The organism is Tatumella saanichensis (genome assembly GCF_000439375.1).
Lineage (GTDB): Bacteria > Pseudomonadota > Gammaproteobacteria > Enterobacterales > Enterobacteriaceae > Tatumella > Tatumella saanichensis.
In genome coordinates, this window is sequence record NZ_ATMI01000040.1 from 95908 (window position 1) to 114308 (window position 18401).

An 18401-nucleotide genomic window follows, 5' to 3' on the forward strand; every position below is an offset into this window, starting at 1 on the left:
TTATGCCACTTTTATTCCTACTACTGGTCATTCTTGGAGGGATGGGGCTGTCGACAGAGGCAGGATTACTTGGACCGCTGGGAAGCAAGGTCGGCGATCTGTGGGCGACTCTGAGTATCTTTGGGGTGGGCTCAGCACTGACCTTCTTATTGATGCTCTTTTTTAGTCCTCGAAATAGTCCCTCTCTATTGCAGCAGCCTCGCGGACAGTTAATTGGCGGCTTATTGGGGGCGGGCTATGTGATCATTCTGACTGTCGCGACCCCAGTAATAGGGATCGCCATCACGATGATCGGTATTTTGGCGGGACAGATTTTCCAGAGTCTGGTGATCGACCATTTCGGAATGTTCGGCAACGTTCGCCGGAAAACTAACAGTAAACGTATTATTGCGCTGTGCTTTATCGTCGCTGCGCTGTTCTTTATGGCAAGGGGATAATCCGATGATGACAATAATGATGATTATTCTGGCGGTGATCGGTGGCGCAATGTTGAGTATTCAAGCAGCGGTCAATGGTCAGTTGGGCAGCAAGGTCGGGGTATTTAAGTGTGCGTTTCTCACCTTCTCGGTGGGCGCATTGATCACTGCATTATTGATTTTCTTCTTCGACCATGGTCATGCGCAGACCTTATTAACGGTACCAAAATGGCAGTTGGCGGGAGCGATGTTTGGCGTCCCTTACATTGTGATCATGGTGCTGGCGGTACGCCGTATAGGTACCGGACTTGCGACCGTGGCCGTGATTTTTGGTCAGTTAGTGATGAGTATTATGATTGATAACTTTGGCTGGTTGGACAACCACACTATTCCGTTCTCCTTGAACCGGCTAGGCGCTATCGTTTGTTTGGGTATTGCTTTGCTATTTATCTATTGGGCGAATCGGACAGAGAACTCTAGTCAGAGTGCGGCTCAGGAAACTCGTCACGATTAGAGGTATCGTTCAGTGACGGAGCTTTGCTTATGATGGCGAGCCTAGGTCACTGAACAAGTGTTAAGGCAGCGAGGTCATTCAGTGTTCCTCGCAAAGTCGTTTCCTCGGGTCAAGTTGAGACGGATAACCGTTTCTCCGCTTGGCTCGGGTTCCTCCCTCGGCTCTATGTGCAGGACGCGCGGTAACAATCAGCGTTCTCAGTCGTCCTATTCGCCCGCGTCCATAATTACTCTTCATCGGTACTCTATTGCCATTAATTCTGACGTAAGGTCATGGAAAAATAACCCTTAATAACTCATCCTCTGCGACAGTTTATTTATTCTTTTTTTTGTATATCGTCAGATAATTTAGTTGGTAGTCTCTGAAAAACAGCAGTGGCATGATAATTCTAGAGTGATATGACAGGTGTTCATCATGACGGAATTTATTAAAACGCCATTACCGATTATTGATTTTTCACAATTAAAGGGTAATGAAGATCAACGGAATGAATTATTAGCGCAACTGAGAACAGCTGCCCGTGAGGTCGGTTTTTTTTATCTGACAGGTCATGGTGTTGCTTCACAGTTATGTGCCGAAGTGCAGCAAATTTCCCGTCGTTTTTTTGCCCTGCCGGAAGCCGATAAGCTGACGGTCAGAATGGCCAATTCACCGCATTTTCGAGGTTATAACCGTGCCGGTGTCGAGATTACCCGCAGCCAGCCGGATTTTCGGGAGCAGTTCGATATTGGTGCCGATCGGCCGGTCAACAATGATCCTAGTGCGCCTCTCTGGCGGAAGATGCAGGGGCCGAATCAATGGCCCGCCATGCTACCCGAACTGAAAACTATTGTGACTCGCTGGCAGGTGGAAATGACGCGAGTCGCGTTGGAATTACTGCGGGCTTTTGCGGTGGCGCTTTCTCTGCCGCGCGATGCTTTTGATGAGCTGTACGGTGACGCACCGAATGAACATATCAAACTGATTCGTTACCCGGGCAGGACACAACACGAATCCCGGCAAGGTGTAGGGGCACACAAAGATTCCGGTTTTCTGACCCTTCTTCTCCAGGATGAACAGGGTGGATTACAAGTGGAAGTGACCCCAAATAACTGGGTCGATGTACAACCACTGGCAGAGACATTTGTGGTGAACATCGGTGAATTGCTGGAACTGGCCACCAACGGCTATCTACGGGCGACAGTCCATCGCGTTATCTCACCCCGAGCCACGCAGCAGCGTTTATCTGTCGCATTTTTCCTCGGGGCACAACTGGACAGGGTTGTACCGATATATCAATTGCCTAGTGAACTGGCGGCGGCTGCCCGTGGACCCGTCAGTGACCCGCTAAATCCGTTATTACGAGAGGTCGGATGGAATTATTTAAAAGGACGTATACGTTCTCATCCGGAAGTCGCCAATCGTTTTTATTCACAATACCGCAATAAATAATCTTATTTACCTCTATAAGGAGCAGTGACATGATCAAGCCCGCACATTTTATTCTTGCTGGACTCTCATTATTTGTTGCACAGAGTGTGTACGCCGCCCCGTTACGTGTTGCCGCAGATCCGGTCCCACATTCGGAAATTCTGGCTTATGTGAAAAAAATCGATCCGAAATTAGATCTTAAAGTTATTGAAATGAGCGGTGGTGGTATTAACCCTAATGAATTACTGGCTTCTGGAGAAGTGGACGCCAATTACTTTCAACATCTGCCTTATTTGAAAGAACAGGAGAAAGAGCTCGGTAAAACTTTTGTGTCGGTGGCAGCGGTGCATATTGAGCCACTGGGTATTTATTCTCATAAAGTTAAATCATTGGCAGATTTACCTGTCGGCGCCAGTATTGCGGTACCGGATAATGCTACTAACCTGAGCCGCTCTCTGTGGCTGCTACAGGATAAAGGTCTTATCCGACTGAAAGCGACCGGTGATACCACCTCTACCCTGGTGACTCAGGCCGATATTATTGATAACCCGAAAAAAATCAAAATTATCCCCGTTGATTCACCGCAAATTCCTCGCTCACTGGATGATGTGGATGCCGCCATCATCAATGGTAACTATGCCCTTGAAGCAGGCCTGACACCGGCAAAAGATGCTCTGGGCTTGGAATCGGCCAAAAATAACCCGTATGCCAACCTACTGGTCACCCGTCCGGAGCTTAAAAATGACCCTCGCATTCAAGAGTTAGCGAAAGACCTGACTTCCCCACAGGTCGCTGAGTTTATCCGCACTCAGTATAAAGGCTCGGTCATTCCGGTTGCGGATGCACAGCATGATTAGTCTAGAAAAAGTCAGCAAACATTATCCCGGACGAGAGGAGCCGGCTCTACGGGAAGTTTCTCTGTCGATTGAGTCTGGCACTATCTTCGGTATTCTCGGGCGGAGCGGAGCGGGAAAAAGTACTTTATTGCGTTGTCTAAACCGGTTGGAGCAGCCGACATCCGGTAGGGTGTTGATTGACGGTGAGGATATTGCGCAACTCAATCGCGGCGGATTACGCCGCCAGAGACAGCAGATAGGGATGATCTTTCAACATTTTAATCTGCTGCATTCGCGTACAGTGGCAAAGAACATCGATCTTGCTTTGGAAATTGCGGGTATCGCTAAAGCGGAGCGGCAGCCGCGAGTCAACGAATTGCTAGCACTGGTCGGACTGGAGAACTTTGCGGATGCGTGGCCTAGACAACTTTCTGGTGGGCAAAAGCAGCGAGTAGGAATTGCTCGCGCACTGGCGGCCAACCCACGCTATCTGCTGTGTGATGAGGCAACCAGTGCCCTTGATCAAGACACTACCTGCTCGATCCTCGATTTGCTGGCGAGGATCCAGAAGCAACTTGGGATCACCATTGTACTGATCACACATGAAATGATGGTGGTAAAACGCATCTGCCAGGGGGCTGCTTTACTTGAGAATGGGCAGTTAATCGAAAGTGGCACACTGCCACAAATTATGGCGCGTCACGACGGAGCCCTACGCCGGTTATTGTTAGAAGATGGGGCGACAGACAGGGAGTTCCGTGCCCGTTATTTGACGGGGGAGGCCGCGAGATGCGTAGCGTAAACTGGCAGCAGTTTCAGGATCTTATGCTCAGCGGTACGCTGGAGACGCTCTATATGGTGTTACTGTCTGGAATCTTTACGGTTGCCCTGGGATTACCGGTAGGCATTTTACTGTTTCTGACTCGCAAGGGGGGCTTGCTGCCGAATCCTATTATCTCCTTAGTCTTGAACTGGGTGGTAAATATTGGGCGGGCTTTACCCTTTGTCATTTTACTGATTGCGTTGATCCCTGTGACACGTTTTATTGTCGGTACGACGTTGGGCACCACGGCGGCGATTGTCCCTATTACGTTAGGCGCTTTTCCCTTCTTTGCGCGTATTGTCGAAAGTGCACTGGCTGAGGTGGATCATGGCCGTATTGAAGCAGTGGAATCGATGGGGGGCAATCTCTGGCATTTGATCAGTCGTGTACTGCTTCCAGAATCGCTACCTTCTCTTGTGGCAGGTGTCACGCTGAGCGTGGTCATGCTGATTGGCTTTTCGACGATGGCTGGTGTAGTCGGCGGTGGAGGACTTGGGGATCTCGCTATCCGTTACGGTTACCAACGTTTCGATCATAATATTATGGCGGGTACCGTGATTATGCTGCTGCTCTTAGTTTTGCTGGTGCAGAAAGCCGGAGATACGATAGTACGTTCGCTGGCGCATCGTCGATGAAAAAAAGAAGATGTTCCGGGGTGGGGCCAGGAGTACCTATTAGCGGATATCGCGGGGTAGGGGAGCGACCCAGAATGCTGTTCTTCAGCACTCTGGGTATGGCCCGCGGCTCATTTATCCTTTAAAGGCGGCGGCCATCGCTTGTGCTACCGTTTTATCTTGGTCGGCCGTACCGCCACTGGCACCCACCGCCCCAACGATTTTTCCTTCCAACGTCAAAGGAATGCCGCCAGCAAAGACAATGACCTGGTTATCTAGGGTATTATTAAGCCCGTACAGCTCTCCCCCAGGTTCACTGTCCGCAGTCAAGTCATCCGTCGCTTTGCCGAATTGCGCACTGGTCCACGCTTTGTGGATAGAGTGATTGATACTGGGTAACTGCGCACCGTCCATCCGCAAATGGGTAATCAGAAATCCTGCCTGATCACAGACCGCGAGGTTTGAGGGGGAATCAATCTCCCGCGCTTTTTTTTCTCCGGCTTCCACCAGTTGCTGTGCCGTGCGGCTATCCAGTGTCTTATACGTCAGCATATTTTCTCCTGAGTGATCTGCGCTAAACCAGCCACAGTGATAATGAACTCGATGTAATAAGTCTGGTAAAGGAGCGGTAAGCTGTCAAAGGCATGGCGTCATCTGTTTGCGGTTTGGTTAGCGGCAGTAATCAATAGCCGGTGACTACGTTGGGAGATCACTCAGTGACAGAGACCCCTGAGTCGTGAATCACAGGGAGAATAAGGACTCGGTGAAGGGGAGAGCCGTAGGGCGAGTCTCATTGATGAGACGAGTTCATCGAACGGAGTTCGATGGAGGGTTCGCTGACTCAGAAAGCAAAAAACCCGCCAGAGGCGGGTTTCTTTAAACTTGGTGCCCGAACCCGGACAACGGTGCTTGGCACCGGTGAATGGCGCGTAAGCGCCAGCCCGCAGGGCGAGTCTCATTGATGAGACGAGTCATCGAACGGCGTTCGATGGAGGGTTCGCTGACTCAAAAAGCAAAAAACCCGCCAGAGGCGGGTTTCTTTAAACTTGGTGCCCGAACCCGGAATCGAACCAGGGACACGGGGATTTTCAATCCCCTGCTCTACCGACTGAGCTATTCGGGCTAACGGGGCGCATTAAACCGTAATGGCTCAGAGTCGTCAACTGTTTTTCATCGATATATCTGCAAAACACCGCTGACTGCTTGCTTTGTATACGAACGGTTAGGTTTCGGCTGTTTTTTGCACGGGTTGCCTTTTAGAAGAAGCAGATGTTGAAGGGGAGGGAGGAGGAAAAAACACCGGCTGATGCCGGTGTTGACGTCATATTAAGGCTTCAGGGTTTGCAGATGCGCTTCGAATTGTGGGCCATCCATATAGCCGGTGACCCGGGAACCTGGGATCTCATGGCCTTGGGCATCAAAGAACAGCAGAGTCGGCAGTCCAAGGACGTTCAGGTGTTTCAGCAAGGCATTGTCCTGCTCGCTATTGGCCGTTACGTTAGCCCGCAATAACTGATAGTGGCTCAGGGTTTGGCTGACTTGCGGGTCGGTAAACGTATATTTGGCAAATTCTTTACAGGCAACACACCAGTCAGCATAGAGATCAACCATAGTGATCTTATTTTGTGACTGGCTCAGTTGTTGATTCAACTGCTCTATGTTGTGGATATCGCGAAATGATAATACCTGATCCTGTGCGGCTATTTGGCTGCCAGGCGCTGGAGGAAAAACCCATTCTTGCAGCGGACGGGCAGCGATCAGTGCCAGTAGCAGCCAGAGGATTTGCAGCATTCTTACCCAGCCTCTGTCACTTTTCAGGCTCAGGCTAAGTGCCCAGCCACAGAAGGCGACGGCTAACAAACTCCAGAGGCGCATGCCCCACAGATCACCTGCTACACGATCAATCAAGAATACCGGCAGCGCGAGAATGACAAAGCCAAACCCTTCCTTAACATACTGCATCCAAGGGCCAGTTTTCGGCAGTAGACGATTGCCGAACAGGGTTACAATGATTAACGGGATCCCCATACCTAGTGCATACAGATAAAGGGTTCCGCCACCGGCTAACATATTGCCGCTCTGGGCGATATACAGCAAGATAGCGCTTAAGGGTGCGGTGGTGCAGGGCGAGCAGATAAGCCCGGCTAATGCCCCCATCAGGAAGACTCCCACCAGTGATCCCCCTTGCTGGCGATTACTCCACAGGGTGAGTCGGGTCTGTAACGAGGAAGGTAATTGCAGGGTAAAGGCGCCAAACATCGACAGGGCCAGTAGGATGAATAGAGCTGATAAGGTCAGCAGTACCGCAGGACTTTGCAGTGCTGCCTGAAAGCGCAATCCGGCCGCCGCGACAACCATCCCCATTAATGTATAAGTCACCGCCATTCCCTGAACATAGAGTACAGAAAGTAGCAGGATCCGAGTCGGCCGAATGTCACGCCGGCCACCAAGAATAATGGCGGAGATCAATGGATACATAGGCAATACACAGGGTGTAAAAGCAATGCCTATACCAATAAGCAGGGCCCAGAGCGGAGAGAAAGGCAATGAGGTGCCTGAGGTCGTGGTCGGTTGGCTGTCTGGTTCTGGGGAAACTGTGGGTTGCGAGGTTGTACTGAATGCGGATACCGGAACCACCCGGGTTTCCGGGGGGTAACAGAATCCCGCGGCAGCACAGCCCTGATAACTGACTTTTACACTGGCATTAGGACCGGCATTTTTAAGCGTCACCGGAATTTGGATATCAGTGGTGTAGATCTGACTTTTCCCAAAGAATTCATCCTGATGATCTTTGCCTACGGGCATGGTTATCGGCCCGAGAGCGACATTGTCAGGTGTTACGGCAATTTTTTGGCGGTAGAGGTAATAACCGGGTTTGATTGTCCATTTTAGGACCAGTGAACTGCCGTTCTGGTTAAAATCAAAGCCAAAAGCTTGATCGGCCGTCACAAATTTCGGGGTTGAATTCAGATTACTGAACAGAGAAGCCTGAGCTTGCAGGCTGAATAAAGTCACTGCCAAAAACAGTAAACGAATGATACGAGCAGCCATGATTAGTCTTGATTATCTCCGTATTAAACGGGTGTCACCGGTCACTCAGATATCTTCACCGGCATACCCAGTAAACTGTGACAGTGAAGCATGTGGGGTATGAGCCATCACTGTTCCCTGTCAGCCTAAGGGTCAGGCGCTGTACCTTCCTGGTACGGCAGTCTCATCACCACCGAGACCGGTCAGTCCGATATTCACAGTGCTGATGGGGCTGATGACAATACCTCAGCTGGCAGAGCACTACAGTGATCTGCGACAAGGCGGCTCATCATAGCACTTATTTTAAGCGGCAAACTATTTCGTCGGTAACAGAACGATACGGCAATCCGAGATAGCATCAGGGGCCGTCTTCGGCCCCTGGAATCTTACTCTTTGTCTTCGATAAAGCGTTTGGCCTTATAGGCCGGATGCATCAGATTGGCGACAGAGAAAATATCGTCAAGCTGTGCTTCTGTGAGCAGAGCACGCTCCAGTACCACTTCGCGTACACTCTTACCGGTTTCGGCACAAATTTTCCCGACAATATCACCGTTATGATGGCCGATATAAGGATTGAGGTAGGTGACGATACCGATAGAGTTAAACACATAGGATTCACAAATCTGCTGGTTAGCCGTGATGCCGGTCACGCACTTCTCCAGCAGATTAAAGCAGGCATTGCTGAGAATAGAGACTGACTCAAACAGTGCCTGACCGATCACCGGCTCCATTACGTTCAGTTGCAACTGCCCAGCTTCTGCCGCCATGGTCACGGTTGTATCGTTACCGATGACCTTAAAGCAGACCTGGTTCACCACTTCCGGAACCACTGGATTTACTTTGGCTGGCATAATCGATGACCCGGCCTGAAGCTGCGGCAGGTTGATTTCATTCAAGCCTGCCCGGGGGCCAGAGGAAAGCAGACGAAGATCATTACAGATTTTCGACAGTTTAACGGCCAGACGCTTCAATGAAGAATGCACCATGACGTATGCACCACAATCCGAAGTGGCTTCAATCAAGTCTTCTGCGGGGACGACCGGCAGGTGAGTGACTTCGGCCAGATAGCTGACGGCCAGTTGCTGATAGCCTTCCGGCGTATTTAGACGGGTACCGATGGCGGTGGCTCCGAGGTTAACTTCCAGCAGCAGTTCCGCGGTGCGCAGAATACTACGAGTCTCTTCTTTTAATAGCACACTGAACGCATTGAATTCCTGGCCGAGGGTCATCGGCACGGCATCTTGCAGCTGGGTACGGCCCATCTTCAGAATATTTTTGAACTCGGCAGCCTTACGTTGAAAACCTTCTGCTAACGCATGAATAGCCTCTACCAGTTTCAGCAGCGAGTTATAGACGGCAATGCGGAATCCTGTTGGATAAGCATCGTTAGTCGACTGGCACATATTGACGTGGTCATTGGGGTTTAGGTACTGATAATCGCCTTTATTATGTCCCATTAACTCCAAACCAATATTGGCCAGTACTTCGTTGGTATTCATATTCACGGAGGTCCCCGCCCCGCCTTGGTACACATCGACCGGGAATTGATCCATACAGGTACCGTTGTTCAGTACCTCATCGCAGGCACGGATGATGGTATCAGCCAGAGTCGCAGGGATGGTCTGCAACTCCCGGTTAGCCATAGCGGCTGCTTTTTTTACCATCACCATGCCGCGGACAAACTCAGGAATATCACTGATTTTGCTGTTGCTGATGTAAAAATTTTCAATTGCCCGTAACGTATGAATCCCATAATACGCATCCGCAGGAACTTCGCGCATGCCAAGCAGGTCTTCTTCGATACGTATGTTGTTAACCATGATAACCTTCTTTAGTGACTGTCTTATCAGGATGATGTGTGTTGAAAGTACTGAACATAGTGCAGTCTGCGTCAGTGGCCGATATTTACTCTGTATATCAACAACACTTCGCGATTATACTCTGCTTATGTAAAAAATACGTAACATAGATCACTTATTTTTTACATAAATGACGCTGCGGCACTATTATAACCGCAACGGTCAGCGATAGACGTATCGCTGAAAATATTGCCGTCATTTATAACGAATTTTTATGGCGCGGTTGAAATCACTTTTTGTTATACCCATCTTTCAATATACCTCTTATGAGGTGACTCTTATTTTCGTTGCCCGGCATACAGCGGGGCGACAGTACCGACAGGAGACCGCCGTGCGCTGGTTACCGTTCCTCACTCTTTTTTTACTGGCCTGGATCGAGATTTCATTGTTTGTTCAGGTTGCCCACGTGGTTGGTGTCTTTATGACGTTGCTACTGGTAATTTTTACTTCAGTAATAGGTATCTCTCTGGTTAAAAACCAAGGGATAAAAAACTTCCGTCTGCTTCAAGAAAAACTGGCCCGTCAGGAAAATCCAGCCGCGGAAATGACCAAAAGTGTTTCACTGTTTATCGCCGGCTTTTTACTGATCTTGCCTGGTTTTTTCACCGACTTTATCGGTCTGTTATTGCTACTCCCTCCGGTGCAGAAGCACCTTACATTGAAACTGATGCCTTATCTGACTATCCGTACCATGGGCGGTAGTACTGGACACGGCTCTGGAGTGACCGTTGAAGGCGAATTTGAGCGCCGTGAACAGAAGGTTATTGAACATCATGATGACGAACCACGCCACCACTGATTATCGTGTTTTGTATCTTTAAACAAGATGCTGAATGTGGGCAGTCGTTCGGTCACATATGTAACTTTAGGCACAGAAAACAGCAATTTATGCTGTAAAGCTTGTATTTAAGAGAAACGGTTCGCGGAATAAAAAAAAATTTTTTTAAACACTTGAAAGTGCTTCCTACAGGCCCTATCTCTGATTGCACGAAGCCGATGCCATCGCGTCGGCATTCAACCCTAAACAACCAGTGTCTAAGCATTTCGAAGGAGAGCTATCAAATGACTATTCGTCCATTGCACGATCGCGTTATCGTCAAGCGTAAAGAAGTAGAAGCTAAATCTGCTGGCGGCATCGTTCTGACCGGCTCTGCTGCGGGAAAATCTACCCGTGGTGAAGTGCTGGCTGTAGGCAATGGCCGCATCCTTGAAAGCGGTGAAGTTAAACCATTAGATGTGAAAGTAGGTGATGTTGTCATTTTCAACGAAGGCTACGGTGCCAAAGCAGAGAAAATTGATAACCAGGAAGTGCTGATCATTTCAGAGAACGACATCCTGGCAGTGGTTACTGAGTAATCTGACACCCCATTTCACTGACTGAATTAATTTAAGGGAAATTTCAAATGGCAGCTAAAGACGTAAAATTTGGTAATGACGCGCGCGTAAAAATGTTGCGCGGTGTTAACGTACTGGCAGATGCAGTAAAAGTTACCCTGGGCCCGAAAGGCCGTAACGTGGTTCTGGATAAATCTTTTGGTGCACCGACTATCACTAAAGATGGTGTTTCTGTTGCCCGTGAAATCGAGCTGGAAGACAAGTTCGAAAACATGGGTGCGCAGATGGTCAAAGAAGTTGCTTCCAAGGCAAACGATGCTGCCGGTGACGGTACAACTACTGCCACCGTACTGGCACAGTCTATCGTCAACGAAGGTCTGAAAGCTGTTGCGGCAGGCATGAACCCAATGGACCTGAAGCGTGGTATCGATAAAGCTGTTGTGGCTGCGGTTGAGAAACTGAAAGCACTGTCTGTTCCTTGCTCTGATTCCAAAGCTGTGGCTCAGGTTGGTACTATCTCTGCAAACTCCGATGAAAGCGTCGGTACCCTGATCGCGCAAGCGATGGAAAAAGTGGGTAAAGAAGGCGTTATCACTGTTGAAGAAGGTACCGGTCTGCAGGACGAACTGGACGTGGTTGAAGGTATGCAGTTCGACCGTGGTTACCTGTCTCCTTACTTCATCAACAAGCCGGAAACCGGTTCTGTTGAGCTGGAAAGCCCGTTCATCCTGTTAGCCGATAAGAAAATCTCTAACATCCGTGAGCTGCTGCCAGTGCTGGAAGCCGTTGCGAAAGCCGGTAAACCACTGCTGATCATTGCTGAAGATGTCGAAGGCGAAGCCCTAGCGACTCTGGTCGTGAACACCATGCGTGGTATCGTCAAAGTGGCTGCAGTGAAAGCCCCTGGCTTCGGTGACCGTCGTAAAGCTATGCTGCAGGATATCGCAATCCTGACCGGTGGTACTGTTATCTCTGAAGAGATCGGTATGGAACTGGAAAAAGCGGTCCTGGAAGATATGGGTCAGGCGAAACGTGTTGTGATCAGCAAAGACACGACCACTATCATCGATGGTGTGGGTGAAGAAACAGCGATCAACGGCCGTGTTACTCAGATCCGTCAGCAGATCGAAGATGCGACCTCTGACTACGATAAAGAAAAACTGCAGGAGCGTGTTGCTAAACTGGCAGGCGGCGTAGCCGTACTGAAAGTTGGCGCAGCCACTGAAGTTGAAATGAAAGAGAAGAAAGCACGCGTCGAAGATGCTCTGCACGCGACCCGTGCAGCGGTTGAAGAAGGTGTGGTTGCCGGTGGTGGTGTTGCCCTGGTACGTGTTGCGGCACAGATCGCTGGACTGACCGGTCAGAATGAAGACCAAACTGTCGGTATCCGTGTTGCGCTGCGCGCGATGGAAGCTCCACTGCGTCAGATCGTGTCTAACGCCGGTGAAGAGCCATCAGTGGTTGCGGATAAAGTCAAACACGGTGAAGGTAACTTCGGTTACAACGCCGCGACTGAAGAATACGGTAACATGATTGACTTCGGTATCCTGGATCCGACCAAAGTGACTCGTTCTGCCCTGCAGTACGCAGCCTCTGTTGCTGGCCTGATGATCACCACCGAATGTATGGTGACTGATCTGCCAAAAGAGGATAAGCCTGACTTAGGCGGTGCTGGTGGAATGGGCGGTATGGGCGGTATGGGCGGCATGATGTAATGCTCCCCGGCACTGACGTTATTGTTCAGTGCCACCGGCCTCTAGGCAGTCATGCCTAAAGTCCCTCAACAGTAAGAAAGACCCAGTTTCTGTGAAGCTGGGTCTTTTTTTATGTCTGATGAAACAAACGCTTTGATAGAAATGGGATATAGGCCGATATTCTGCTTTTTGTAAGCAAATAACCCTACCCTAAGCTGCCAAAGGGGGTTAACGTTCTCTTCACATTATTGTTAAAGCCATCACGTACAGTTTTAGCCAGTATCATGACTCAGTAGGACTTGCGACGAGAACAGGCATTATTTACCTGCAGAATCGCGTCAAATGAGTGGTAATGACTAGTGGGGTCTTAACGCGTTCCGGGAAACCACCATCAGTAGTGTGAGGATATCAGTCTCAGGGAGGAATTATGGGTGTTTTACATTCGAAAAAAGAGGTCTGCTATGCCCTAGCCATGGCACTTAAACGTGGCTGGAAGTGGGTCGAAAAAGGGAATAATCATACTGTTGGGTATCTAGCCTGTACGTTGAAAACAGTCGGTTGCCATCAACGAGAAATATGTCTTATTCCGGTGTTTGGAACCCCCAAAAATCCCGCCAATCATGCGAAAAAGATCCAAAGAGGAATGAACAGTCTTTTCTGCTAGTGATCAGCTATCGATGGGTGGCCCGTGACGTGACGGTAACGCGTCTAAAAAGGAGAGGGAACAACTATGAAAGAATATGACTTCACTGTGGTGGCACATAGCCCGCAGGATATTAATGGTGATGTAATCTGTGATATTGCCGAGGCGCTGTTCGGTGCTGGGGCGGAAGATTGCACTGTGGTATCCAAAGGAAACCAGGTCTTTATCAGCTTTGACCGGCAAGAAAAATCATACTCTCAGGCGGTGATATCGGCATTAGCGCAAATTCGGCGCAGTAGCAACTTGGAACTTCATGGTGTCAATGAAGGTTTTGATGCCACTGTTTCAGAGGCTGCCGGATCCTGAAATTTACACCTGTTCTGCCTAAGCTGAAGTCTGCCACCGGTGAGTTATTCTGGTGGTGTGAAGTATGTAAACTAATTTCGCGTTATGTCTGCAGAGGACACGCCGGAGAGTCGTCAGTCACGGGGCTAGCCAATACCCGCAAATACCGGATAAGTCAGCGATGTTGTCAAAGTAATATTATGCAGCGTTGAGCCTCAATAAAAAATGTGTAGTAAAGTCCTCCTGATACGAAGTAATAAGACAGCAGGTTAATGCATTATTTTAGATCTACCGCTATTAGCGGGAATATCCGAAGCGCAGCGAATGGCCTTTAGCTGATTTCAGTGATGTGTTAAGGCAACATTCTCACTGCTTTATCTTTAGCCAACTTGTCCTCTTCACAAGATGTCATTTCTCGACACAAGGAAGAAACCTCTTCTTGTGAAGCTGTATAGCATCTGCGGTGTTGTATTTTAGCGTACACACTGGTGTAAAGTGGCGGAGAAGATGATATTTTCACCTCTGTCCTGTGGGATAGTTGCCAGTGTGTCGCCTACTGGCCGGATTAAAATAATGAGGAAAACCAATGCGCTTAAAACTCTCTGCGGCAGCATTTTTCGCTGCGGCAATGCTGACCGGATGCAGTTCCGGCGGTAACCAGTTAACCTCTGGTGGCCAGAATGTCCGTTTTGTTGATGAGCAACCTTCTTCTCAGTGCCGGTTTATCGCTAACCTTACCGGTGAGCAGAGCAACTGGCTGTCCGGACAAAGCCTGGAAGGTGGTAGCTCTATGCGCGGTGCGGCAAATGACCTGCGTAACAAGGCGGCTGCAATGGGCGGAAACGTCATTTATGGTGCCAGTACACCGGGACTGTCCGTGATCTCGAACTTTGTCCCTGTTGCCACTAAGATGTCTGGTCAGGTTTACCACTGCCCATAATTGGCTGTTAGAAACCACGACCTCCCGACAGGCAGAGGATTGCTCTGCCTGTTTTGTTATGGCCGTTAGCGGCCCGATAACTCACTTTTTTCCTGAGCTAACTGGCGGATGATTTTTTGTTCTTCACGTTTCTTATCAGCAATTTTTTCCTGATATTTACTGATTTTATCCTGCTTACCACGGGCCATTGCTTTGTTCAGTTCAGCTTTGGTTTTGCTAATATCATCACGCTTTTCCGCCAACTTTTTCTCTGACTTTACTACTTTCTTACGAGCATCCTCGCGGATACTTTCTGGCGTACAATAGCGGTTCACTTCACGCAATGCTTTTTCCAGACCGACCAGCTTACCCGTATTATTGTGTTGCTTTGCGTAGCTGATTTCTTTTTCGATCGCGTGGCGTTTATCGGCACAACTTTCTGCTGCCAGCGCACTGCTTGCCATCCCGCTGACACACAACGTCAGACCCAGCGCAGTAAACACTTTTTTCATACATCATCCTTTGTCTTAGGCAAATTAGGCAGTGTATCGAGAGATAAACTGCATACTTCTGCCGGCAGCAGTCGTCTGTGAACGTACCGGCAGAAAAACAGAAAGGTAGAGTAGCGTGAATACCAACAAAAAAGCCTGAGGAAGATCAGAAATCCTTACTTTTCAGTCTTGTCTGAGCTGTAAATCAAGCGGCGTTTTACTGGGCTCCCCGCCGATTTCACGGGCCAGTCTCGGCACCAAATAACCGGAGGTGAGGCTCAGCAACTCGCGCATGATCTTCCGAGCCTGGTCATCAGAGACATAAAAGTGGGCCGCCCCTTGGACTTTATCCAATACATGCAGGTAGTAAGGCAGGATCCCAGCCTCAAACAGGGCATGGCTTAACTCAGCCTGAGCCGCGGCATTGTCGTTAATCCCCTTGAGTAATACGGCCTGATTTAACAGGGTAATCCCAGCACGCTTCAGACGACCCATCGCCGCACTCAGCGTATTATCCACCTCGCTAGCATGGTTGATATGGGTAACCATGATCACCTGCAGCCGCGTGGAACCCAAACGTTCACAGAGAGCAGGGGTTATCCTGTCAGGGATCACTACCGGTAAGCGGCTATGGATCCTCAAGCGGCGCAGATGCGGGATGGTCTCTAGTTCACTGACCAAATAGTCAATTTCATGATCTTTTGCCATCAGCGGATCGCCGCCGGAGAAAATGATCTCATCCAGCTCCGGATGCCGACGAATATAGTCCAGCGCCACCTGCCAGTTACGTTTATTCCCTTGGTTATCCTGATAAGGAAAGTGGCGGCGGAAACAGTAGCGGCAGTTAACGGCACAGCCACCTTTTACCAGTAACAAGGCCCGGTTACGGTATTTATGCAGCAGCCCAGGGACAGCACTCTGTTGTTCGTCTAAGGGGTCAGTGCTGTAACCTGGCGTGACAGTCAATTCCTGCTGCTGGGTTAGCACCTGTAATAAAAGCGGGTCGCGGGGATCCCCTTTCTTCATCCGAGCGATAAAGGCACGTGGCACCCGTAAGGCAAATAAGCGACGTGCGGGGGCTCCGGCCTGCAGTTCCGGTAGATGTTCCAGATCTAAAAGTGTCAGTAATTCATTGGGTTCGGTAACAACATCACTAAGTTGATACAACCAATCTTCTCTGGAAGGGGTATTTAGGGTTACAATGTTTGCCATTTTTTTGGCTTTGTCCAGTATCCATATTTGTCGAGGGCCTTCATGGCAACATATTCTAGCAACGATTTTCGTAACGGTCTTAAAATTATCATTGATGGCGAGCCGTATGCCATCGAAGCCAGTGAGTTTGTTAAACCAGGTAAAGGACAGGCATTTGCACGCGTAAAAATGCGTCGTCTGCTGACCGGTAAACTGATTGAGAAGACTTTTAAGTCAACGGATTCTGCTGAAGGTGCTGACGTTGTTGATGTGACTCTGACCTACCTGTACAACGACGGTGAGTTCTGGCACTTCATGAACAACAACACCTTCGAACAGCTGGCTGCGGATGAAAAAGCAGTCGGTGAGAACGCCAAATGGCTGCAAGATCAGGCCGAGTGTATCGTGACGCTGTGGAACGGTAACCCGATTCTGATCACTCCACCAAACTTTATCGAAGCAGAAATCACCGAAACTGACCCAGGTCTGAAAGGTGATACTGCCGGTACCGGTGGTAAACCTGCGACCCTGAGCACCGGCGCAGTGGTTAAAGTACCGCTTTTCGTACAGATCGGTGAAGTGATCCGCGTTGATACCCGTTCAGGCGAATACGTTTCACGCGTAAAATAAGTCTGTAAGGCGTGCCCTTGGGGCACGCCTGTCTTTTACCTCGATGATCATTATGAAAAAACGTCTGATCCCCCTGACACTGTTGTGCCTGATCACCTTTACCCTAAGCGGATGCAATACTTTCCGTGGCTTTGGGGAAGATGTTTCTCATCTCGGTAATGCTATTTCACGGGTTGCCAGCTAAACTGCTGAACTGTGATTTCGCTCACTTCTTGCTATCGTTAGCGCTTAAAATACCGTCTACGCTTAATCAGTACTACTCACGTTTCTCTTCATTGATGAGGACATTTTTATGCTGATTAAAAGTGTATTAGCCATTATTTCCGTTGTGATCATCTCCTCAGCCCTGACTGCCTGTAATACCACTCGTGGAGTGGGGCAGGATGTTGAAGCTGGGGGGAAAGCGATTCAGCGTACGGCAGAGTAATGGCTTATCGACTTGGGGAGACGAGCACTGGTCCGTCTCTCCGCCTCTCTATCCTGTTTCCTGCAGGATGACAGACTCTTGCTGCAGTAGCCCTTACCGCCTGATGGCGACGTTGCTCGTTCCGCTCGCGGCCTTAAGCCTGCCATGATTGTACGCGGCCTGCGTTGCATGTAGACTGCTTCACTTTTGTCAGCCCAGGAGTCTCAACACAATGAACGAAAGTCCACAATGGCAGCCTGCTGCGCCTGTTGCCAATCTGTTAAAGCGTGCGGCGATCATCGCTGAAATTCGGCGCTTCTTTACTGATCGTGGTGTTCTGGAAGTTGACACTCCGGCGATGAGTCAGGCGACGGTCACTGATATTCATCTGGTACCGTTTAAAACGCGATTTGTCGGGCCGGGGGCGTCTCAAGGACTGGATCTTTGGCTGATGACTAGCCCTGAATATCATATGAAACGTTTGCTGGCAGCGGGGAGTGGGCCGATTTATCAGATGAACCGCAGCTTCCGTAACGAGGAAGCCGGCCGCCACCATAACCCAGAATTTACAATGCTGGAGTGGTACCGTCCCCATTATGATATGTACCGGCTGATCAATGAAGTGGATGATCTGCTGCAGCAGATCCTTGAATGCGATGCGTCGGAATCAATCTCCTATCAGCAGGCATTTCTCCGTTGTCTGAATATCGATCCCTTATCTGCGGATAAAGAGGCACTGGTGGCAGTGGCAACCACGCTGGGCGTGGGTGATCTTGCCGCTGCAGAAGATGACCGTGATACGCTGCTGCAACTGCTGTTTATGCTCGGTGTTGAGCCTAAAATCGGCCAAGATCGCCCGACATTTGTTTATCACTTTCCGGCATCGCAGGCGTCGCTGGCTGAAATCAGTACCGAAGACCATCGGGTCGCGGAGCGGTTTGAGGTATATTACAAAGGCATTGAACTGGCAAATGGCTTTCGTGAATTGACTGATGCCCGTGAACAGCGTCAGCGTTTTGAACAGGATAACCGTCGTCGTCTCGAAAAAGGCTTAGCGGAACAACCTATCGATCATCTGCTGTTGGCAGCTTTGGAACATGGTTTACCCGACTGCTCAGGGGTAGCTCTGGGCGTAGATCGTCTGGTGATGTTGGCGTTAAATGCCGACGCTCTCAGCGAGGTCATTGCCTTTCCAGTCGATCGTTGCTGAGGATTGCCGCCCTGTCAGACAGGGCGCTATCGGCG

General features: G+C 49.6%; 20 protein-coding genes and 1 tRNA gene. 15 read left to right on the forward strand and 6 right to left on the reverse strand.

What is annotated here, in order from left to right; genetic code table 11:
- Nucleotides 1-2 precede the first annotated feature (2 nt).
- The 6 genes from DW47_RS0111200 to DW47_RS0111225 all read left to right on the forward strand — a co-directional run bounded on the left by DW47_RS0111200 (nucleotide 3) and on the right by DW47_RS0111225 (nucleotide 4634).
- Nucleotides 3-437, forward strand: coding sequence for a DMT family transporter (locus DW47_RS0111200; protein WP_029686512.1), 435 nt, complete (start codon nucleotides 3-5; stop codon nucleotides 435-437).
- 7 nt (nucleotides 438-444) lie between these two features.
- Complete coding sequence (locus DW47_RS0111205) at nucleotides 445-930, forward strand: DMT family transporter (protein WP_029686513.1); 486 nt, start codon at nucleotides 445-447, stop codon at nucleotides 928-930.
- A gap of 414 nt (nucleotides 931-1344) precedes the next feature.
- Nucleotides 1345-2361, forward strand: a complete 1017-nt coding sequence (locus DW47_RS0111210; protein WP_029686514.1) for an isopenicillin N synthase family dioxygenase — start codon at nucleotides 1345-1347, stop codon at nucleotides 2359-2361.
- A gap of 29 nt (nucleotides 2362-2390) precedes the next feature.
- Entirely contained in the window at nucleotides 2391-3197 is an 807-nt protein-coding gene (locus DW47_RS0111215; RefSeq protein WP_029686515.1) for a MetQ/NlpA family ABC transporter substrate-binding protein, read from the forward strand.
- Nucleotides 3190-3978: a methionine ABC transporter ATP-binding protein gene (locus tag DW47_RS0111220; RefSeq protein WP_051150915.1), complete on the forward strand. Its 789-nt coding sequence runs from the start codon at nucleotides 3190-3192 to the stop codon at nucleotides 3976-3978. The genes DW47_RS0111215 and DW47_RS0111220 overlap by 8 nt, the downstream gene beginning before the upstream one ends.
- The gene (locus tag DW47_RS0111225; RefSeq protein ID WP_029686517.1) at nucleotides 3966-4634 is read left to right on the forward strand and encodes a methionine ABC transporter permease; all 669 of its coding nucleotides are present in this window, start codon (nucleotides 3966-3968) and stop codon (nucleotides 4632-4634) included. Before DW47_RS0111220 ends, DW47_RS0111225 begins: the two co-directional genes overlap by 13 nt.
- 114 nt (nucleotides 4635-4748) lie before the next feature.
- Here the strand turns inward: DW47_RS0111225 and DW47_RS0111230 are convergent, their stop codons facing one another.
- The 4 genes from DW47_RS0111230 to aspA all read right to left on the reverse strand — a co-directional run bounded on the left by DW47_RS0111230 (nucleotide 4749) and on the right by aspA (nucleotide 9463).
- Nucleotides 4749-5165, reverse strand: coding sequence for a GlcG/HbpS family heme-binding protein (locus DW47_RS0111230; protein WP_029686518.1), 417 nt, complete (start codon nucleotides 5163-5165; stop codon nucleotides 4749-4751).
- Nucleotides 5166-5660: 495 nt separating this feature from the next.
- Nucleotides 5661-5736, reverse strand: a tRNA-Phe gene (locus tag DW47_RS0111240).
- Between the two features lie 203 nt (nucleotides 5737-5939).
- The gene (locus tag DW47_RS0111245) at nucleotides 5940-7664 is read right to left on the reverse strand and encodes a protein-disulfide reductase DsbD (protein WP_029686519.1); all 1725 of its coding nucleotides are present in this window, start codon (nucleotides 7662-7664) and stop codon (nucleotides 5940-5942) included.
- 365 nt (nucleotides 7665-8029) lie between these two features.
- Complete coding sequence (gene aspA, locus DW47_RS0111250) at nucleotides 8030-9463, reverse strand: aspartate ammonia-lyase (RefSeq protein WP_029686520.1); 1434 nt, start codon at nucleotides 9461-9463, stop codon at nucleotides 8030-8032.
- A gap of 370 nt (nucleotides 9464-9833) precedes the next feature.
- Between aspA and DW47_RS0111255 the strand changes: the two genes are divergently transcribed.
- From DW47_RS0111255 to DW47_RS0111280, 5 genes are all read left to right on the forward strand, one after another.
- Nucleotides 9834-10301: an FxsA family protein gene (locus tag DW47_RS0111255; RefSeq protein WP_029686521.1), complete on the forward strand. Its 468-nt coding sequence runs from the start codon at nucleotides 9834-9836 to the stop codon at nucleotides 10299-10301.
- A gap of 263 nt (nucleotides 10302-10564) precedes the next feature.
- Entirely contained in the window at nucleotides 10565-10858 is a 294-nt protein-coding gene (locus tag DW47_RS0111260; RefSeq protein ID WP_029686522.1) for a co-chaperone GroES, read from the forward strand.
- A gap of 47 nt (nucleotides 10859-10905) precedes the next feature.
- Nucleotides 10906-12552 (forward strand): chaperonin GroEL, encoded by a 1647-nt coding sequence (groL, locus tag DW47_RS0111265; RefSeq protein WP_029686523.1) that lies wholly within the window; start codon nucleotides 10906-10908, stop codon nucleotides 12550-12552.
- 709 nt (nucleotides 12553-13261) lie between these two features.
- Nucleotides 13262-13540, forward strand: a complete 279-nt coding sequence (locus tag DW47_RS0111275) for a hypothetical protein (RefSeq protein WP_029686525.1) — start codon at nucleotides 13262-13264, stop codon at nucleotides 13538-13540.
- 565 nt (nucleotides 13541-14105) lie between these two features.
- Nucleotides 14106-14459, forward strand: a complete 354-nt coding sequence (locus tag DW47_RS0111280; protein WP_029686526.1) for a DUF4156 domain-containing protein — start codon at nucleotides 14106-14108, stop codon at nucleotides 14457-14459.
- Between the two features lie 65 nt (nucleotides 14460-14524).
- Here the strand turns inward: DW47_RS0111280 and DW47_RS0111285 are convergent, their stop codons facing one another.
- Both DW47_RS0111285 and epmB read right to left on the reverse strand, forming a co-directional pair.
- Nucleotides 14525-14950: a DUF1090 domain-containing protein gene (locus DW47_RS0111285; RefSeq protein WP_029686527.1), complete on the reverse strand. Its 426-nt coding sequence runs from the start codon at nucleotides 14948-14950 to the stop codon at nucleotides 14525-14527.
- A gap of 162 nt (nucleotides 14951-15112) precedes the next feature.
- A complete protein-coding gene (epmB, locus tag DW47_RS0111290; RefSeq protein ID WP_029686528.1) occupies nucleotides 15113-16141 on the reverse strand; it encodes an EF-P beta-lysylation protein EpmB in 1029 nt (342 codons plus the stop codon).
- Nucleotides 16142-16183: 42 nt separating this feature from the next.
- Here epmB and efp point away from each other — a divergent pair, with 42 nt between their 5' ends.
- From efp to epmA, 4 genes are all read left to right on the forward strand, one after another.
- Nucleotides 16184-16750 carry an elongation factor P gene (gene efp, locus DW47_RS0111295; RefSeq protein ID WP_029686529.1) on the forward strand — a complete coding sequence of 189 codons (567 nt, stop codon included), beginning with the start codon at nucleotides 16184-16186 and terminating at the stop codon, nucleotides 16748-16750.
- A 52-nt stretch (nucleotides 16751-16802) separates the two neighbouring features.
- The gene (locus DW47_RS17010; RefSeq protein ID WP_071846643.1) at nucleotides 16803-16934 is read left to right on the forward strand and encodes an entericidin A/B family lipoprotein; all 132 of its coding nucleotides are present in this window, start codon (nucleotides 16803-16805) and stop codon (nucleotides 16932-16934) included.
- A 108-nt stretch (nucleotides 16935-17042) separates the two neighbouring features.
- The gene (locus DW47_RS0111305; RefSeq protein WP_029686530.1) at nucleotides 17043-17177 is read left to right on the forward strand and encodes an entericidin A/B family lipoprotein; all 135 of its coding nucleotides are present in this window, start codon (nucleotides 17043-17045) and stop codon (nucleotides 17175-17177) included.
- Between the two features lie 211 nt (nucleotides 17178-17388).
- Nucleotides 17389-18366: an elongation factor P--(R)-beta-lysine ligase gene (epmA, locus tag DW47_RS0111310; RefSeq protein WP_029686531.1), complete on the forward strand. Its 978-nt coding sequence runs from the start codon at nucleotides 17389-17391 to the stop codon at nucleotides 18364-18366.
- Nucleotides 18367-18401 lie beyond the last annotated feature (35 nt).

Coding starts and splice junctions, on each gene's coding strand:
- DW47_RS0111200 (WP_029686512.1), top strand. CDS start 3: ATGCCACTTTTATTCCTACTACTGGTCATTCTTGGAGGGATGGGGCTG.
- DW47_RS0111205 (WP_029686513.1), top strand. CDS start 445: ATGACAATAATGATGATTATTCTGGCGGTGATCGGTGGCGCAATGTTG.
- DW47_RS0111210 (WP_029686514.1), top strand. CDS start 1,345: ATGACGGAATTTATTAAAACGCCATTACCGATTATTGATTTTTCACAA.
- DW47_RS0111215 (WP_029686515.1), top strand. CDS start 2,391: ATGATCAAGCCCGCACATTTTATTCTTGCTGGACTCTCATTATTTGTT.
- DW47_RS0111220 (WP_051150915.1), top strand. CDS start 3,190: ATGATTAGTCTAGAAAAAGTCAGCAAACATTATCCCGGACGAGAGGAG.
- DW47_RS0111225 (WP_029686517.1), top strand. CDS start 3,966: ATGCGTAGCGTAAACTGGCAGCAGTTTCAGGATCTTATGCTCAGCGGT.
- DW47_RS0111230 (WP_029686518.1), bottom strand. CDS start 5,165: ATGCTGACGTATAAGACACTGGATAGCCGCACGGCACAGCAACTGGTG.
- DW47_RS0111245 (WP_029686519.1), bottom strand. CDS start 7,664: ATGGCTGCTCGTATCATTCGTTTACTGTTTTTGGCAGTGACTTTATTC.
- aspA (WP_029686520.1), bottom strand. CDS start 9,463: ATGGTTAACAACATACGTATCGAAGAAGACCTGCTTGGCATGCGCGAA.
- DW47_RS0111260 (WP_029686522.1), top strand. CDS start 10,565: ATGACTATTCGTCCATTGCACGATCGCGTTATCGTCAAGCGTAAAGAA.
- groL (WP_029686523.1), top strand. CDS start 10,906: ATGGCAGCTAAAGACGTAAAATTTGGTAATGACGCGCGCGTAAAAATG.
- DW47_RS0111275 (WP_029686525.1), top strand. CDS start 13,262: ATGAAAGAATATGACTTCACTGTGGTGGCACATAGCCCGCAGGATATT.
- DW47_RS0111280 (WP_029686526.1), top strand. CDS start 14,106: ATGCGCTTAAAACTCTCTGCGGCAGCATTTTTCGCTGCGGCAATGCTG.
- DW47_RS0111285 (WP_029686527.1), bottom strand. CDS start 14,950: ATGAAAAAAGTGTTTACTGCGCTGGGTCTGACGTTGTGTGTCAGCGGG.
- epmB (WP_029686528.1), bottom strand. CDS start 16,141: ATGGCAAACATTGTAACCCTAAATACCCCTTCCAGAGAAGATTGGTTG.
- efp (WP_029686529.1), top strand. CDS start 16,184: ATGGCAACATATTCTAGCAACGATTTTCGTAACGGTCTTAAAATTATC.
- DW47_RS17010 (WP_071846643.1), top strand. CDS start 16,803: ATGAAAAAACGTCTGATCCCCCTGACACTGTTGTGCCTGATCACCTTT.
- DW47_RS0111305 (WP_029686530.1), top strand. CDS start 17,043: ATGCTGATTAAAAGTGTATTAGCCATTATTTCCGTTGTGATCATCTCC.
- epmA (WP_029686531.1), top strand. CDS start 17,389: ATGAACGAAAGTCCACAATGGCAGCCTGCTGCGCCTGTTGCCAATCTG.